This window comes from Sphingorhabdus sp. EL138, assembly GCF_945862485.1.
Taxonomy (GTDB): Bacteria; Pseudomonadota; Alphaproteobacteria; order Sphingomonadales; family Sphingomonadaceae; genus Sphingorhabdus_B.
The window spans coordinates 103,227-119,688 of record NZ_CAMAYF010000004.1; the positions used below are offsets into that span (position 1 = coordinate 103,227).

The window sequence follows — 16,462 nt, forward strand, 5'->3', positions numbered from 1 at the left end:
GACCGAAAATGACCGATAATCGATGGGTTGCGTTGGAACAGCATCAGTCGCAATCCCTTGTTAACCTGTTCGCGTCGGACGTTCATCGCGTGGGCAAAATGACTGTAGAGGACATGGGCCTTCGTTTCGACCTGTCAAAAACGCATCTCGATGATGCGGCGTTAAGTCATTTTGCCAAGCTTGGGGAAGATATGCAGCTTGACGCTGCAAAGGCTTCTTTATTTTCGGGTGCCGCTATCAATGTGACCGAAGGGCGCGCCGCAGAGCATCCTGCCGAACGCGGGTTGGGCGATCCCGAATCCGTCGCTTATGCGCGCGCGCTGCAGCAACGCATCCGCGGGTTGGTTGAGGCTATTGATGCCGGCCTGATGGGCGACATCCGTCATATATTGCATATCGGCATTGGCGGATCGGCACTTGGCCCTAAATTGCTCATCGACGCACTGGGCCGCGATGGCGCACGTTATGACGTTAAAGTGGTGTCCAATATTGATGGGGCTGCGTTGACGGAAGCGGTGAAGGACATGGACCCGCACAAGACGATTGTCGCCGTTGCTTCCAAAACCTTTACCACCACGGAAACGTTGCTCAATGCCACAAGCGCCATGGAATGGATGCGCGACGGCGGTGTGGCAGACCCTTACGCACAGTTTGTCGCACTAACAGCCTATCCCGATAAAGCGATCGAATGGGGCATCGACGAAAGCCGGATATTGCCGTTCAACGAAACCGTGGGTGGCCGTTATTCCTTGTGGTGCTCCATCGGCTTTCCCGTTGCGCTTGGTCTTGGATGGTCGGTGTATCAGGAACTGCTGGATGGTGCAGCCGCCATGGACGCGCATTTCCGCAATGCCCCTAACATGGAGAACGCCCCAACCTTGGCTGCATTTGCGGATCTTTATTATGCTCAAACCAAGGCATGTCAGACACGTGCGGTATTTGCCTATGATGAGCGTTTGCGCCTACTACCTGATTATCTTCAGCAGCTAGAGATGGAATCAAACGGCAAGTCGGTAACTGCCGAAGGCGCGCCGCTTGGACGCCACAGCGCGCCTGTGACATGGGGCGGCGTAGGCACCGATGCACAGCATGCCGTGTTCCAATTGCTGCATCAGGGCACGCATCTGATCCCCGTCGAATTCATTGCCAGCAAGACGCCGGGGCATGATTTCGATACCGCGCATCATGAAACCTTGCTGGTCAATTGCTTTGCCCAAGGCGCGGCACTGATGGCGGGGCAGAAATCCGATGATTTGGCGCGCAATTATGTCGGCAACCGTCCGTCTACGACGATATTGTTGGATGACGTCACGCCCGCAACGGTGGGGGCATTGATAGCGTTTTACGAACACCGGACATTTGTGAATGCGGTTCTATTGGGCATTAACCCCTTCGACCAATTCGGCGTTGAGCTTGGCAAGCAAATTGCCAAAAGCATTAGCGACAATGGTGCAAGCGGTTTTGACCCGTCTACCACTGCGCTGATCGCAGCGGCGCTGGGCGATATCTGAGCCATCGGTAATTATGCGATAACAATGGGCGAGAATTCCCGTTGGTAAAATGATGAACCTGTCCCCATATCGCGGGGACACAGGAAAGAACAATATATGGCTGATTTTGACTATGATCTCTTCGTCATTGGCGCAGGCTCCGGCGGCGTCCGTGCTGCGCGCATTGCGGCATCGCATGGCGCGCGTGTTGTCGTGGCGGAGGAGCATCGTGTTGGCGGCACCTGCGTCATTCGCGGCTGTGTGCCCAAAAAGCTGTTGGTTTATGGATCGCATTTCGCCGAAGATTTGCACGACGCACAACGTTTTGGCTGGAACACCGAAGGCGCGACATTTGATTGGAGCGTCCTGCGCGACAATGTCGCTGCCGAGGTCAACCGTTTGGAAGGGCTATATGGCCAGACGCTTGGCAACAACAAGGTCGAGGTTTTTCGCGAACGCGCGACAGTGACTGGGCCAAACAGCGTTCAACTTTCCGGCGGGCGGGACATTACCGCGGCGCATATCTTGATTGCCACGGGCGCGTGGCCCTCGGTCCCGGAAATTCCGGGCGCAGGCCATGGGATCACATCGAACGAAGTTTTCAGTCTTCCTGAATTGCCCAAGCGCGCCGTGATTGTGGGCGGTGGTTATATTGCAAATGAATTTGCCGGTATTTTTAACGAATTGGGTGTTGAAGTTAAACTTGTCACACATGGCGACCGCATATTGCGCAGCTATGATGACGAGATTGTCGATCGCTTGGTCGACCTAAGTCGTCAAAAAGGTATCGATGTCCATTTCCACTTCGGCATCAAATCGGTGACGAAACAGGATGACGGCACCCTTTTGATTACCGGCGACAACGGCGAGGTCATCGAGACCGATTTGCTGTTATGGGCCATCGGACGCACGCCGCATACGATTGGGCTTGGCTTAGAGCAGGTCGGCGTTGACCTTGGCAAAGACGGGTCGGTGAAGGTCGGTGACGACAACCGCACAAATATTCCAAGCATTTACGCAGTTGGTGACGTCACCAACCGTGTGCAATTGACGCCGATTGCCATCCGTGAAGGTCATGCCTTTGCCGACAGCGTGTTCGGCAACAATCCGCGTACGGTCAATTATGACTGCATTCCAACGGCGGTTTTCAGCAACCCACCCATTGCCAGCGTGGGTATGACCGAGGCGGAAGCACGGACGCAACATGATGACGTCAAAGTCTACAAAAGCGATTTTCGCGCTATGAAAAACGTGTTGGCCGACCGCAATGAGCGGGCCTTGTATAAAATGATTGTGGCAGGTCCCACTGAACGGGTTGTCGGCCTTCACTTAATCGGCCCCGACAGCGGCGAAATTCTGCAAGCGGCGGCCATTGCGGTTAAGGCAGGGCTTACCAAGCAGGATTTTGACGATACCGTCGCCTTGCACCCGAGCATGTCCGAAGAATTGGTGTTGATGAAATAATCAGGGAAAGTGCACCAGCGCATCGCCCGCTTTCCATTGCGGGTAGCGGGTCATGATAGCTGCGAACAGGTCGCTGCCAACAAAAGCGGCAAGCCAGCTTTGCAGCGCGGGCAGGGGCAAGGCCGAAAACCATGCGGCATCGGTTGCGGCAAATTGCCGAACAAAAGGAAATATGGCGATATCGGTGAAGGCTGGCTGTGTGCCGCCGAGATAGGGCGCGCCGGCCAATCGGTCATTCAGGTCACCAAGATGCATCAAGGCGGCGTCGCGATGTGGGCTGCCATCGGTCAGGTCATAACGATGCGGATATTTATACCTGTCCAGGGCTTGTTTAAATGGCCCGTCAGTCGCCAAAACTAGATTTTGGTCATCATGGGTCAGCCAGTCCTTGGGATCGCTTTGTGCGAGCGCCCAGCGCATGATATCGAGACTTTGCTCTAACACCCCGCCATCGGGTAGCACCAAAACGGGAACGGTCCCTTTGGGGGATGCCTCTAACATTTCCGGTGGCTTGTCGCGCAACACGACCTCGCGTAGTTCCACGTGCACGCCGCTGACCGCGACGGCCATACGAGCGCGCATGGCATAAGGGCAGCGTCGGAAACTATAGAGGATGGGCAGGGTGGTCATTTGCCTATGCTGCGCCTTGTGTTTCGACTGCGGGTGACACCCATAAGCTGCAAATTAGCGATCATCACGCGGATTAAAGCCAATATGCTGCTTGCCGCGCTTTTTGGCCAAGGCGATCTGCTTTTGCCGTTCCGCAAAACGGTCGCGATCCTCTTCGCTACGTTCGGCATAGCAAGCCGGGCACGACACGCCTTCGACAAAATGAACGGAGGCCTTATCCTCTTGTGAAATCGGGCGGCGGCACGCGTGGCAAAGCTCCATTTCACCAAGCTCTAAGCCATGCTTCACCGACACGCGTTCATCGAATACGAAACATTCACCCTGCCATTTGCTTTGAGCTTCCGGAATATTCTCCAGATAGCGCAAAATGCCGCCTTCCAGATGATAGACCTCGTCTATACCTTCTGCCTTCAAAAATGCCGTTGATTTTTCGCACCGAATTCCGCCTGTGCAGAACATGGCAAATTTTGTTTTGCCTGCTGCTAGCTCCGCACGATGCGCGCGAAACCAATCGGGAAATTCACTGAAGGATTTGGTTCTGGGGTCAACCGCACCTTCAAACGTGCCAATCGCCACCTCATAATCATTCCGCGTATCGATTAACACCGTGTCTGGATCGGAAATCAGCGCATTCCAATCCTCTGGCTGCACATAAGTGCCCACTTCACGTTTTGGGTCGATGCCCTCAACCCCAAGCGTAACAATCTCTTTTTTCAGGCGCACCTTCATCCGGTAAAAGGGCATGTCCTTGGCAACTGAATATTTTACATCCAGTTCGGCGCACCCCGGGATGTCGCGCAAAAACGCGATTAAGGCGTCGATGTCGGAAGGGTTTCCAGCCACGGTTCCATTGATGCCCTCATGCGCCAACAATATCGTGCCCTTGATGCCGCCCGCGGCGCATTGTGCCTGAATCCGTGGCTGCAGTTCCTCTGGCGCGTCAAATGCGACAAAGCGGTAGAGCGCGGCAACTTTAATGGGGTGAAGTTCGTCCATGAAGCGGCTCTATAACGCGCTTTTTGGATTTTGGCAGCCTGCAATCTATGGCGGGGTAAACTGAATTTAATCGCACGATTAATTTGCAATTGCTGAGACAGGATGCCAAGGCTTTGGTCAACAAAATTGCTTATGGGGAATGCCATGTCGGCCAATATCGCTGAACTGGAAGCACGCCGCGCGGCGTCGAAAATGGGAGGTGGGCAAAAGCGTATTGATGCGCAGCACGCCAAGGGCCGCCTGACGGCCCGCGAACGCTTGGATATCTTGCTGGATGAAGGCAGCTTCGAAGAACTCGACGCCTATGTCACACATAATTGCACCGATTTCGGCATGGCGGAGCAAAAAATACCGGGCGATGGCGTTGTCACGGGTAGCGGTACAATCAATGGCCGTCTGGTCTATGTCTACAGTCAGGATTTTACTGTATTCGGTGGGTCATTGTCCGAAGCCCATGCCATGAAAATCTGCAAAGTCATGGACAATGCAATGAAAGTCGGCGCGCCGGTTATCGGCCTGAACGACAGCGGCGGCGCACGCATACAAGAGGGCGTGGCTTCACTTGGCGGCTATGCCGAAGTGTTCCAACGCAATGTCTTAGCCAGCGGCGTTGTCCCGCAAATTTCGCTGATCATGGGCCCATGTGCGGGCGGCGCGGTATATTCGCCCGCGATCACCGACTTCATCTTCATGGTGAAGGATTCGTCGTACATGTTCGTCACGGGTCCCGATGTTGTAAAAACAGTGACCAATGAGGTCGTGACGCAAGAGGAATTGGGGGGCGCGGTGTCGCATACAACCAAATCTGGCGTGGCGGACAATGCGTTTGAAAATGATATAGATGCCTTGTTGTCGGTCCGCGATTTCTTTGACTATCTGCCTGAGAATAACCGCACGGGCGTGCCTGAGCGACCGACTGAGGACCCATGGGACCGGATTGAATCCAGTCTCGACACCTTGATCCCACCCAGCGCGAACCAGCCTTATGACATGCATGAGCTGATCCGCAAAACAGTCGATGAAGCCGATTTCTTTGAGGTCCAGCCCAGCCATGCGGCGAACATCATCATCGGCTTTGGACGGATTGAAGGCCGCACGGTAGGCATCGTCGCCAATCAGCCGATGGTGTTGGCAGGCGTGCTCGATATCAACAGTTCCAAAAAGGCCGCGCGCTTTGTGCGCTTCTGCGATGCTTTCGACATTCCGATCGTCAGCTTCGTTGACGTTCCGGGCTTTTTGCCTGGAACCGCGCAGGAATATGGCGGGATCATCAAGCATGGCGCGAAATTACTCTTCGCTTATGCCGAGGCGACGGTGCCTAAAATCACCATCATCACGCGCAAGGCTTATGGCGGCGCGTATGACGTGATGGCGTCCAAGCATCTGCGCGGCGACCTCAATTACGCATGGCCAACCGCTGAAATTGCGGTGATGGGGGCAAAGGGCGCGGTCGAGATTATCTTCCGCGGGCTATCAGCCGAAGAGCAAGCGGTGAAAACCGCGGAATATGAAGACCGTTTCGCCAACCCCTTCGTGGCGGCAAGCAAGGGCTTTATCGATGAGGTTATCTACCCGCATTCCACGCGGAGGCGGATTGCCTTGGGCTTACGGAAATTGCGGAACAAGGCGTTGGAAAACCCTTGGAAGAAGCATGATAATATTCCGTTGTGAGGATCTAATATGAAACTCGGACGTCTGAATCATATCGGCGTTGCGACGCCCTCCATCGCGGACAGCATCGTCTTTTACCGCGACGTGATGGGCGCGACCAAAATCCATGAACCGTTCGATCTGCCGGATCAGGGGGTGAAGGTCTGCTTTGTTGATACGCCCGGTGCAGATGGCGCGATGAATGGCACGCAAATTGAGTTGATTGAGCCGCTGCCCGGCAATGCATCCATCGCGGCGTTTCTGGAGAAAAATCCGGCGGGTGGGCAGCATCATGTCTGTTACGAGGTGCCCGATATCCATGCGGCAAAGGCCGCGTTCGAAGCGATGGGCAAACGCGTGCTGGGCGAGCCACGCATTGGCGCGCACGGGACGTTGATATTCTTTGTGCATCCCAAGGATATGCAAGGTGTTTTGACCGAGATTATGGAGGTGGGTGTTACGGCGCACTGACCGCGCATTAACCCCCAATCGTCATGCTGAACTTGTTTCAGCATCCATCATGCCACTTTGACCGAAGAAGTGAGTGGTAAAATGGACCCTGAACAAGTTCAGGGTGACGTGTTAATAAATGGAAGTTTTTATGACGAATATCGACCAGTGGAAAAAAGCGGCGGAAAAAGAGGTTAAGGGCAAGGACCTGACCTGGAATACGCCAGAGGGCATCGCTGTAAAGCCGCTCTATACCGCGCAAGATGCGGGCGATCCTGGCCTTCCCGGCTTTGCGCCTTTTACGCGCGGTGTGCGGGCGTCGATGTATGCGGGTCGCCCATGGACGATCCGCCAATATGCGGGTTTCTCGACCGCTGAGGAATCCAACGCATTTTACCGTCGTAACTTGGCCGCTGGGCAAAAGGGGCTTTCCGTCGCTTTCGACCTTGCAACCCATCGGGGCTATGACAGCGACCATCCACGCGTTGTCGGCGATGTTGGCAAGGCTGGCGTTGCGATTGATAGCGTCGAGGATATGAAAATCTTGTTCGACGGCATTCCGCTCGATCAAATGTCCGTGTCGATGACCATGAACGGCGCGGTCATCCCCATCTTAGCGTTTTTCATTGTGGCTGGTGAGGAACAAGGCGTCGACCAAGCGCAACTCGATGGCACAATCCAGAACGATATTCTTAAAGAATTCATGGTCCGCAACACCTATATCTATCCGCCCGAACCATCGATGCGGATTGTGTCGGACATTATCGCTTATACCAGCGCGCACATGCCCAAGTTCAACAGCATCTCGATTTCCGGCTATCACATGCATGAGGCGGGCGCGACCGCGGTGCAGGAACTGGCCTTCACCATTGCCGATGGCAAGGAATATGTGCAGCGCGCCATGGCGTCAGGCTTGGATATCGACGCCTTTGCGGGACGGTTGTCCTTCTTCTTCGGCATTGGCATGAATTTCTTCATGGAAGTGTCAAAGCTGCGCGCCGCGCGGACCTTGTGGCACCGTGTCATGGACGAACTCGGCGCAAAAGATGAACGCTCCAAAATGCTACGCACCCATTGTCAGACATCGGGCGTGTCGTTGCAGGAGCAGGATCCATACAACAATGTCATCCGCACGACGATTGAGGCGATGGCCGCTACCTTAGGTGGTACGCAGTCGCTGCACACCAATGCGCTCGATGAGGCGATAGCACTACCGACCGATTTTTCAGCGCGCATTGCCCGCAACACGCAAATCGTGTTGGCCGAAGAAAGCGGCATTACCAAAGTCGTCGATCCTTTGGGCGGCTCTTATTATGTCGAGGCGTTGACGGCTGAATTGGTCGACCAAGCATGGAAAATCATCGGTGAGGTTGACGCGCTTGGCGGCATGACCAAGGCGGTTGCGTCCGGCATGCCAAAGCGCCTTATCGAGGAAGCGGCCGCCGCACGACAAGCGCGTGTGGACAAAGGCGAAGACGTCATCGTTGGCGTGAACAAATATAAGCTCGCCACAGAAGACCAGCTCGACACATTGGAGGTCGACAATGACTTCGTCCGTCAGGGGCAAATTGCCCGCCTTGCGGCCACGCGCGCGGCACGTGATGAGGCCGCGTGTCAGGCAGCGTTGATGGCCCTAACCGAAGGTGCAAAAGGCAACGCAAACCTCTTGGCACTCGCGGTCGAGGCAGCCCGCGCCCGCGCAACTTTGGGCGAAATTTCGGACGCAATGGAGGCTGTATTCGGTCGTTACGCAACGACGCCAGTGCCCGTACAAGGGATTTACGGTAGCGCGCATGAATTCGATAAGCGCTGGGCGCAAGTCTTGGATGGCGTTGCTTCGGTTGGCCGCCGCTTGGGCCGTAAGCCCAAGCTGTTGGTCGCGAAAATGGGTCAGGACGGGCATGATCGCGGTGCAAATGTCATCGCGTCGGCTTTCTCCGACATGGGCTTTGACGTTATCAGCGGGCCATTATTCCAAACCCCTGAAGAAACCGTCGTATTGGCATTGCAACATGACGTTGATGCCGTTGGCGCATCCAGCCTTGCCGCTGGACACAAGACGCTCATACCCGAATTGGTAAAAGGTTTGCGCGCGGCAGGACGCGGCGACATCAAGGTGATTGCTGGAGGTGTTATTCCACCACAGGATTATGATTTTCTGCGGGAGGCAGGGGTGCAGGGCATTTACGGCCCAGGCAGCAATGTCGTGGAATGTGCCGCAGATGTTTTGACTTTATTGGGCCATAATATGCCGCCTTTGCACGATGCTACATGATGCTAAACAGCACCGTCACCCTGAACTTGTTTCAGGGTCCATTTTGCCTCACAAACGGACTGTTTTGGCTGCGCGATGGATGCTGAACCAAGTTCAGCATGACGAATATTGATGGGAGTGTTAAATTGACTGAAGTCCGCACCGACTGGACGCGCGCAGAAATCGGCACTTTGTTCGACCTGTCGTTCGACGAATTGGTATATCAGGCGCAAACCGTGCACCGCGCGCATCACGCGGCGGGGCAGATTCAGCTTTGCACTTTGCTTTCGATCAAAACGGGCGGCTGCCCCGAAGACTGCGGATATTGTTCGCAATCCGTGAAGGCCGACAGCGGCGTTGAGGCAACGAAGTTGATGGACGTCCAAGCCGTGTTGCAAAAGGCGGCTGAAGCTGCCGATGCGGGATCGCGCAGGTTCTGCATGGGCGCTGCGTGGCGCAACCCCAAGGATCGCGACATGCCAGCGATTGTGCAAATTGTTCAGGGCGTGCGCGCCATGGGCATGGAAACCTGCATGACCTTGGGCATGTTGACACCCAGCCAAGCAGACATGCTGGCCGATGCTGGCTTGGATTATTATAACCATAACATCGATACCTCGCCAGAGCGGTATAATGAGATCATTACCACGCGCACGATGGAGGACCGGCTCGATACGCTGGCCGAGGTCCGCCGTGCGGGCATCAACGTATGCAGCGGCGGCATACTCGGCATGGGCGAAACGCGCGCCGACCGGGTTGGCTTCATTCATACGCTGGCGACTTTGCCACAGCATCCCGAAAGCGTACCGGTAAACGCCTTGGTCCCTGTGAAGGGCACGGTGCTGGGCGACATGCTGGCCGATACACCGCTGGCGAAAATCGACGACATTGAATTTGTCCGCACGATTGCGGTGGCGCGTATCACCATGCCAATGAGCATGGTGCGCCTAAGCGCGGGGCGTGAAAGCATGTCGGAAGCGACGCAAGCTTTGTGCTTCATGGCTGGCGCGAACAGTATCTTTACAGGCGACAAATTGCTGACCGCAGCCAATGCAGGCGACGATAAGGACGCTGCGCTAATGGCAAAATTAGGCTTGCGCGCTATGGAGGCGGAAGAGCCGCTGCGCGCATGCAAGGCGCTTGAGGCGGCAGAGTGAGTTTGACGATATCATGTTGAAAACAACTTGTCAGGACATCGCTGTTTCACAGACGAATTCCGAAAGCGAGCACCCGTTGCCACGGCCAAAGGCATATCTTATTGCCGAAGTTGAGGTAACGGATCACGCGGCGTACGAAATTTATACGTCGGCAGTCGTTCCAATTGTCGCCCAATATGGCGGAGAATATATTGTTCGTGGCGGGCAAACGGCATCTTTTGAAGGCGAAGCCCCCAAAGGCCGATTGGTTATCATTGCATTTGCAAATATGTCAGCAGCTCAAGCATTTTTGATATCCGACGAATATCGCCCTATCGCCGATATTAGGCATAAAAATGCCGTATCCCGCATTATGATTGTTGAAGGGGTCATTCCTTAATGTTCAAAAAAATCCTGATCGCCAACCGTGGCGAGATTGCTTGCCGGATCATCAAAACCGCGCGTCGTATGGGGATCGCCACTGTCGCGGTCTATTCCGATGCCGACGCGCGTGCGCCCTTTGTGCAGATGGCGGATGAGGCGGTGCATATTGGGCCTTCACCGGCTGCGCAGTCTTATTTGATCGTCGACAAGATCATTGCCGCGTGCAAGCAAACGGGCGCAGAGGCCGTACATCCGGGCTATGGTTTTCTGTCCGAACGCACCAGCTTTGCCGAGGCATTGGCCAAGGAAAACATCGCCTTTATTGGCCCGCCCGTGAACGCAATTGCCGCGATGGGCGACAAGATTGAATCCAAAAAACTGGCGATGTCGGCAGGGGTCAATGTTGTCCCAGGCTTTGTGGGTGAGATTGACGACACAGAGCATGCGGTGCGGATTTCGGAAGAAATCGGTTATCCCGTCATGATGAAAGCCAGCGCGGGCGGCGGCGGCAAGGGGATGCGGCTTGCGTATAATGAGCAGGATGTCCGCGAAGGCTTTGAAGCGACAAAGCGCGAAGGCCTGAACTCATTCGGTGATGACCGCGTGTTTATCGAGAAATTCATTCTCAACCCGCGCCATATCGAAATCCAGATATTGGGCGATCAACACGGCAATATCCTTTATTTGAACGAACGCGAATGTTCGATCCAGCGGCGGCATCAAAAGGTTGTCGAGGAAGCGCCGTCACCCTTTGTCACGCCCAAAATGCGCAAAGCGATGGGCGAACAATGCGTGGCGCTATCGCGTGCGGTCGGCTATTATTCTGCGGGAACCGTGGAACTTATCGTATCCGGCGCAGACCCAAGCGGGGAGAGCTTCTACTTCCTCGAAATGAACACGCGGTTGCAGGTCGAACATCCGGTGACCGAATGCATCACGGGCATTGACCTTGTCGAACAGATGATCCGCGTGGCTGCGGGTGAGAAGCTTGCGATGACGCAAGATGACATCAAAATCGATGGTTGGGCGATCGAAAACCGCGTTTATGCCGAAGATCCCTATCGCGGATTTTTGCCGAGCACAGGACGGTTGACGCGCTATCGTCCGCCAGTGGCGGGTTGGACCGAGGACGAAGATGCCAACGGCCGTCGCGGTGTTGAGGGCGTCCGTGTAGACGACGGCGTCTATGATGGCGGTGAAGTTTCGATGTTCTACGATCCCATGATCGCCAAGCTCATCACGTGGGGTAAAACCAGGGATGAAGCCGCCGATCTGCAAATCGCTGCGCTTGACCGCTTTGAAATTGAGGGCTTGGGCCATAATATCGATTTCGTTAGCGCGATTATGCAGCACCCACGTTTCCGATCAGGCGAACTCACGACGGGCTTCATCGCCGAAGAATATCCTGATGGTTTCCAAGGCGCGGCATCAACACCCGAACTGGTTAAGTCACTCGCCGCAATCGCTGGTTTTGTGGCGACAGCAGAAGCTGACCGTGCGCGGCATGTCGATGGTCAATTGGGCGATACGCTTGATCCGCCAGCGCGCTGGCAGGTTACTATCGGCGCGGCGGTCCATGACATCGAGATGGTTGATGGCGACATCCACGTCGATGGTGCACCTTTCGATCTGTCGATGGAATATGACCCCGGTGATCGCTTGATAGAAGCGGAAATCGGCGAGGAAGAACTCGCGGTCAAGATCGTCAAAACGCGCACAGGATTTCATCTAACAACACGCGGCGCATCCTATTTTGCCCGCGTCCTGCCGGGTCATATTGCACATCTTGCAACGCACATGATCGAGAAAATCCCGCCAGACTTGTCCAAATTCCTCATTTGCCCAATGCCAGGCCTGCTGACGACCTTGCATGTCAATGTCGGTGACACGGTTGAGGCTGGTCAGCCATTGGCGGTTGTAGAGGCGATGAAAATGGAAAACATTTTGCGCGCGGAAAAATCGGGCACAGTCAAATTGGTCAATGCGAAGGCTGGAGAGAGCCTAGCGGTCGACGCAGTGATATTGGAGATGGAGTGAACCCGCTTGTAAGTGCCGCCATTAGCATTAAAACATCTGCAGAGGGTTTTTAGGGGAATATCATGGCCACTGCTGCCGAAACGGAAGTCGTACTTGATCCAAAACGCGATCGCCTTGTTATAACGGCATCATCGCTGGGTACGGTTTTCGAATGGTATGACTTTTTCGTTTATGGCATTTTGGCGGCGCTGATCGGGAAGCTATTTTTCCCCGCCGACAACCCGACCGCGGCGACATTGGCATCGCTGGCAATCTTTGGTGCGGGCTTTGGTGTGCGCCCATTTGGTGCGATCTTATTCGGCTATTTTGGGGACAAGATCGGCCGAAAATATACGTTTCTTGTCACCATAACGCTCATGGGTGTTGCGACCGCGGCGATTGGATTGTTGCCGACGTTTGAAACCGCAGGGATATGGGCTGCAGGCTTGCTTTTGCTCATGCGCTGTCTGCAGGGATTGGCGCTTGGCGGTGAATATGGCGGGGCGGCCATTTATGTGGCCGAACATGCTCCAGACGGCAAACGGGGCCAATATACCAGTTGGATTCAGGCATCGGTTGCTGGCGGCTTTCTGCTTGCGGTGATTGTCGTGCTGATCACGCGCCAGTCCATGAGCAACGAGGCGTTTGAGGCATGGGGTTGGCGTGTGCCGTTCTTGACCTCCATATTGTTGCTCGCCATTTCTCTCTATATGCGCCTAAAATTGTCGGAAAGCCCCGTCTTCAAGGCTATGAAGGCCGCTGGCACGACATCCAAAAATCCATTTCTGGAAAGCTTCCAATATCCCGGCAATGTGGGGCGCATTTTCGTCGCCTTATTCGGCGTCGCTGCCGGATTGACCGTCATTTATTATACGTCCCAATTCGGCACATTATACTTTCTAACCGGAACGGCGCGCGTGCCGGAGACTGATGCGCTTTTGTATATGGCGGTGGGAGCAGCATTGGCAGCACCGACTTATGTTGCGTGCGGATGGCTGTCGGATAAATGGGGCCGCAAAAGGCTGCTGCTGCTTGGTTATGGCCTTTCCATCGTCGGCGTGTTCCCGATTTTCTGGATGATGGCGGATGCCGCGAACCCAGCCTTGGCCCGCGCGACACAGAGCAACCCTGTTACCCTTTCTATGCCTGCATGTGATTTCAACGCACTCAACCGCGTACACGAAAGCGAATGTGCACAAGCGCTCAATTTCCTGACGAAGCGCGGCATTGCCTATAGCAAACAAACAAGCGACACCGTGTCGTTGAACGTCGGTGACGCCAATCTGCAGGGCTTTGATGAAAAAGCGTATATCGCCGCCCTGGAAAAGGCGGGGTATCCCGACAAGTCAGACCCAGCGCAGCGCGAGCCTTGGAAAATCATCTTGGCGGTGTTCCTGATGGTTGCCTTGTCAGGCATGACCTACGGCCAAGTCGCAGCAATCCTTGTGGAAATGTTTCCCGCAAAAATTAGATACACATCCATGTCGATACCTTACCACATTGGTGCAGGCTATTTTGGCGGATTTCTGCCCTATATTTCGCAGTATATCGTAGCGCAGACGGGGCAGCCGTTTTCTGGGCTTTGGTACACCGTTGGAGTTACGGCATTGGCATTTGTCGTTGCGTTGATTTGGTTGCCGGAAACATCCGGAAAAACGGAGCTCGATTGACAGCGGGTTCAGCAGGAGCAAAGGACGCTCCATGACTGATTTTGAGCCTCCTTTGCGCCTTCACCTTGACGGAGATGCGCTCGTTGCCAACTGGCGTGCGCTAGATGCGCGCAGCGGCGCGGCGCGGGCAGGGGCAGCCGTAAAGGCCAACGCTTATGGCTTAGGTGCGCGCGAGGTTGTTACCCGTTTGCGGGATGCAGGCTGCCGTGACTTTTTCGTTGCCCATTGGAGTGAAGCAGAAGCACTTGCCGATTTGATACCCCCCCATTCGATATCGGTGCTGAACGGTATCTCGCCATCCGATATTGCTGCGGCGCGCAAATTAGGGGCTACTCCAGTGCTAAATTCGCCAGAGCAAGTTGCGATGTGGCGCAACTCAGGCGGAGGGCAATGCCATGTCATGTTCGATAGCGGCATTAACCGCTTGGGCCTTGCACCACAGAACATAGCCGATGGCGTGCTCGATGGCATGGATGTTGATCTGTTGATGTCGCATCTGGCATCAGCGGACACCGATGTCGCGCAGAACAGCGAACAGCTGTACTTGTTTAACCAAACCGCCGCTGCAACCAACGCACAGCGGTTCAGCCTAGCCAATAGCGCAGGCATCATGTTGGGTGCAGATTATCATTTTGGTCTGACACGGCCTGGGATCAGCCTTTATGGCGGTATTGCGCGTGCTGGAATGGAAGAATGGATCAAGCTAGTCGTCCGGCTATCGGCGCGGCTGCTTCAGATTCGCGACTTACCTGCAGGGGCAATGGTCGGGTATAATGCGACGTACATCTGTCGCGAAGAAACGCGCGTGGGGACAATATCCATGGGCTATGCCGACGGATATTTGCGCGCTTTTTCGGGCAAGGGGATGGCTAGGGCAGACGGGCTTGCGTTGCCGGTCATCGGCCGCGTGTCGATGGACCTTGTGACGCTTAACCTCAATGCATCGCCTGATTTACGCGAAGGTGACTGGGTAGACATAGAATATGACCTCGTCGCTGCAGCGGCGCTGACGGGGCTTTCGCAATATGAATTGCTGACGAATTTGGGGTCTAGGTTCGCGCGTATCTGGAGCTGATGCTTAACCCTATCCGGTTAAGTCTATTCGCTCGATTTTGACGACGGGTGAACGTTGACGAATGCGTGTGCCGGTAAAGTCATTCTCATATTGTGCCGTCAACGAGTACCGCTCGATAGCATAAACGCCCGGCGTTGAGTCCGCGCTTTCGGCTTTCAACGGAGCATAGATACGGGTTTTGATGGCTTTCAAAACAACATCCGTCCAATCGGTGCTTCCTTGATTGCGTAAAATCTCGGGTTCATCGACTTTGCCGTCAGCACCGATCCAAAATCCGATATCTACCCAACGATTTTCGACAACATTGGTCACTAGGCGGTTCAAATCACTACCACCAGCCATTGCGCGAGCGGCTTGGGCCTCGTTCATTCTTATTGGCATTGCGTACAACAAGACTGGTTGGTCGGTACCACCCATGGCCGCGTAGCGCGCAATCAACTTGTCGGCTGTTTCACTGTTGCCATCAACTCTTTCCAAGCGCGACCTGAGAACTTCTGCGACAATCTTGAATTTTTCCGACCCCTCGGTCGGTGCGTCCAAAAACAAATCAATACTTTCCAGTGCATCCTTTTTCCGGAATGCTGTCCTTTCCGTTTCGGCTCGCTGAACACGAAGCGACAGATCTCGTAAGCGCGCGATTGCTGCTACCTGAGGCAAGCCAGCTGTGAGTGCTCGCTTTTCAATCTCGAGATACTTGTCACTGGCTTCTTCAAGATAGCCGAGCTTCATGCGGGAATCTGCTACCTCAATCTCAGCGCCAAATACGCGATAATCATTAGATTTGAGAGCGCCTTTCAAAGTATCGCGCATATCAAGAACCGAGATTCGGTAAACGTCAAACTCCCCCAAATGGGCAGCTACATTTCCGTTTGCGCGAAGCAAGTCCGAGACTTCGACAGGATATTTTCCTTTGTGCCGCCGGTTTCTTCCAAGGGAATTAACCAAGGTAGATCGCGCATTTCGATAATCCCCTGCGACAAATTGATTTTCCGCATGGGCCAGCGTGGCCTTTATGTCCTGATCAGGTGGGCATTTGCGGGCGAGGCATGCTTTCAAATCAGCCTCTGTGTCCTTGATTGACCTTGCAGTGACAACAATTTCTCGTGGTACTTCTTGTTTCGCTATCGCCGGGCTATTGCCCCCGGCCATTAAAAACAGAGCGGCCAGTTTAAATGCTTTTGGCATTGGAGTATCCTAAAATCTAAGTGACTCTAACAAAATGTCATGGCGATAGTAATAAGAGGCTT

The 16,462-nt window shown here is 54.6% G+C and carries 13 protein-coding genes; 10 read left to right on the top strand and 3 right to left on the bottom strand.

The genetic code is table 11. From position 1 onward, the window contains the following. Positions 1 to 8 precede the first annotated feature (8 nt). Positions 9 to 1,511 (top strand): glucose-6-phosphate isomerase, encoded by a 1,503-nt coding sequence (gene pgi / locus Q0O33_RS03210; RefSeq protein ID WP_295495965.1) that lies wholly within the window; start codon positions 9 to 11, stop codon positions 1,509 to 1,511. 96 nt (positions 1,512 to 1,607) lie between these two features. Then, positions 1,608 to 2,954, top strand: a complete 1,347-nt coding sequence (gene gorA / locus Q0O33_RS03215; protein WP_295495968.1) for a glutathione-disulfide reductase — start codon at positions 1,608 to 1,610, stop codon at positions 2,952 to 2,954. Here gorA and Q0O33_RS03220 read toward each other — a convergent pair whose 3' ends face one another. Together Q0O33_RS03220 and Q0O33_RS03225 are read right to left on the bottom strand one after the other, a co-directional pair. After that, positions 2,955 to 3,584 (bottom strand): glutathione S-transferase, encoded by a 630-nt coding sequence (locus tag Q0O33_RS03220; protein ID WP_295495971.1) that lies wholly within the window; start codon positions 3,582 to 3,584, stop codon positions 2,955 to 2,957. Positions 3,585 to 3,638: 54 nt separating this feature from the next. Next, positions 3,639 to 4,580 carry a rhodanese-related sulfurtransferase gene (locus Q0O33_RS03225; RefSeq protein WP_295495974.1) on the bottom strand — a complete coding sequence of 314 codons (942 nt, stop codon included), beginning with the start codon at positions 4,578 to 4,580 and terminating at the stop codon, positions 3,639 to 3,641. A 144-nt stretch (positions 4,581 to 4,724) separates the two neighbouring features. Here Q0O33_RS03225 and Q0O33_RS03230 point away from each other — a divergent pair, with 144 nt between their 5' ends. The 8 genes from Q0O33_RS03230 (at position 4,725) to alr (ending at position 15,215) form a co-directional block, all read left to right on the top strand. Then, a complete protein-coding gene (locus Q0O33_RS03230) occupies positions 4,725 to 6,251 on the top strand; it encodes an acyl-CoA carboxylase subunit beta (protein WP_295495977.1) in 1,527 nt (508 codons plus the stop codon). Positions 6,252 to 6,260: 9 nt separating this feature from the next. Further along, positions 6,261 to 6,701 (top strand): methylmalonyl-CoA epimerase, encoded by a 441-nt coding sequence (gene mce / locus Q0O33_RS03235; protein WP_295495980.1) that lies wholly within the window; start codon positions 6,261 to 6,263, stop codon positions 6,699 to 6,701. Positions 6,702 to 6,831: 130 nt separating this feature from the next. Then, positions 6,832 to 8,955, top strand: coding sequence for a methylmalonyl-CoA mutase (gene scpA, locus Q0O33_RS03240; RefSeq protein WP_295495982.1), 2,124 nt, complete (start codon positions 6,832 to 6,834; stop codon positions 8,953 to 8,955). 98 nt (positions 8,956 to 9,053) lie between these two features. Continuing rightward, on the top strand, positions 9,054 to 10,091 hold the full coding sequence (gene bioB, locus Q0O33_RS03245) for a biotin synthase BioB (protein WP_295495985.1): 1,038 nt from the start codon (positions 9,054 to 9,056) through the stop codon (positions 10,089 to 10,091). A 13-nt stretch (positions 10,092 to 10,104) separates the two neighbouring features. After that, complete coding sequence (locus Q0O33_RS03250; RefSeq protein ID WP_295495987.1) at positions 10,105 to 10,470, top strand: DUF1330 domain-containing protein; 366 nt, start codon at positions 10,105 to 10,107, stop codon at positions 10,468 to 10,470. Continuing rightward, entirely contained in the window at positions 10,470 to 12,491 is a 2,022-nt protein-coding gene (locus Q0O33_RS03255) for an acetyl/propionyl/methylcrotonyl-CoA carboxylase subunit alpha (protein WP_295495990.1), read from the top strand. The genes Q0O33_RS03250 and Q0O33_RS03255 overlap by 1 nt, the downstream gene beginning before the upstream one ends. 62 nt (positions 12,492 to 12,553) lie before the next feature. Then, positions 12,554 to 14,140, top strand: coding sequence for an MFS transporter (locus Q0O33_RS03260; RefSeq protein ID WP_295495992.1), 1,587 nt, complete (start codon positions 12,554 to 12,556; stop codon positions 14,138 to 14,140). Positions 14,141 to 14,171: 31 nt separating this feature from the next. Continuing rightward, positions 14,172 to 15,215, top strand: a complete 1,044-nt coding sequence (alr, locus tag Q0O33_RS03265) for an alanine racemase (RefSeq protein WP_295495993.1) — start codon at positions 14,172 to 14,174, stop codon at positions 15,213 to 15,215. 9 nt (positions 15,216 to 15,224) lie between these two features. Here the strand turns inward: alr and Q0O33_RS03270 are convergent, their stop codons facing one another. Next, positions 15,225 to 16,400: a hypothetical protein gene (locus tag Q0O33_RS03270; protein WP_295495994.1), complete on the bottom strand. Its 1,176-nt coding sequence runs from the start codon at positions 16,398 to 16,400 to the stop codon at positions 15,225 to 15,227. Between the last annotated feature and the right edge of the window lie 62 nt (positions 16,401 to 16,462).

Excerpts from the sequence above, each read along its gene's own strand:
- pgi (WP_295495965.1), top strand. The coding sequence starts at position 9 with ATGACCGATAATCGATGGGTTGCGTTGGAACAGCATCAGTCGCAATCC.
- gorA (WP_295495968.1), top strand. The coding sequence starts at position 1,608 with ATGGCTGATTTTGACTATGATCTCTTCGTCATTGGCGCAGGCTCCGGC.
- Q0O33_RS03220 (WP_295495971.1), bottom strand. The coding sequence starts at position 3,584 with ATGACCACCCTGCCCATCCTCTATAGTTTCCGACGCTGCCCTTATGCC.
- Q0O33_RS03225 (WP_295495974.1), bottom strand. The coding sequence starts at position 4,580 with ATGGACGAACTTCACCCCATTAAAGTTGCCGCGCTCTACCGCTTTGTC.
- Q0O33_RS03230 (WP_295495977.1), top strand. The coding sequence starts at position 4,725 with ATGTCGGCCAATATCGCTGAACTGGAAGCACGCCGCGCGGCGTCGAAA.
- mce (WP_295495980.1), top strand. The coding sequence starts at position 6,261 with ATGAAACTCGGACGTCTGAATCATATCGGCGTTGCGACGCCCTCCATC.
- scpA (WP_295495982.1), top strand. The coding sequence starts at position 6,832 with ATGACGAATATCGACCAGTGGAAAAAAGCGGCGGAAAAAGAGGTTAAG.
- bioB (WP_295495985.1), top strand. The coding sequence starts at position 9,054 with ATGACGAATATTGATGGGAGTGTTAAATTGACTGAAGTCCGCACCGAC.
- Q0O33_RS03250 (WP_295495987.1), top strand. The coding sequence starts at position 10,105 with ATGTTGAAAACAACTTGTCAGGACATCGCTGTTTCACAGACGAATTCC.
- Q0O33_RS03255 (WP_295495990.1), top strand. The coding sequence starts at position 10,470 with ATGTTCAAAAAAATCCTGATCGCCAACCGTGGCGAGATTGCTTGCCGG.
- Q0O33_RS03260 (WP_295495992.1), top strand. The coding sequence starts at position 12,554 with ATGGCCACTGCTGCCGAAACGGAAGTCGTACTTGATCCAAAACGCGAT.
- alr (WP_295495993.1), top strand. The coding sequence starts at position 14,172 with ATGACTGATTTTGAGCCTCCTTTGCGCCTTCACCTTGACGGAGATGCG.
- Q0O33_RS03270 (WP_295495994.1), bottom strand. The coding sequence starts at position 16,400 with ATGCCAAAAGCATTTAAACTGGCCGCTCTGTTTTTAATGGCCGGGGGC.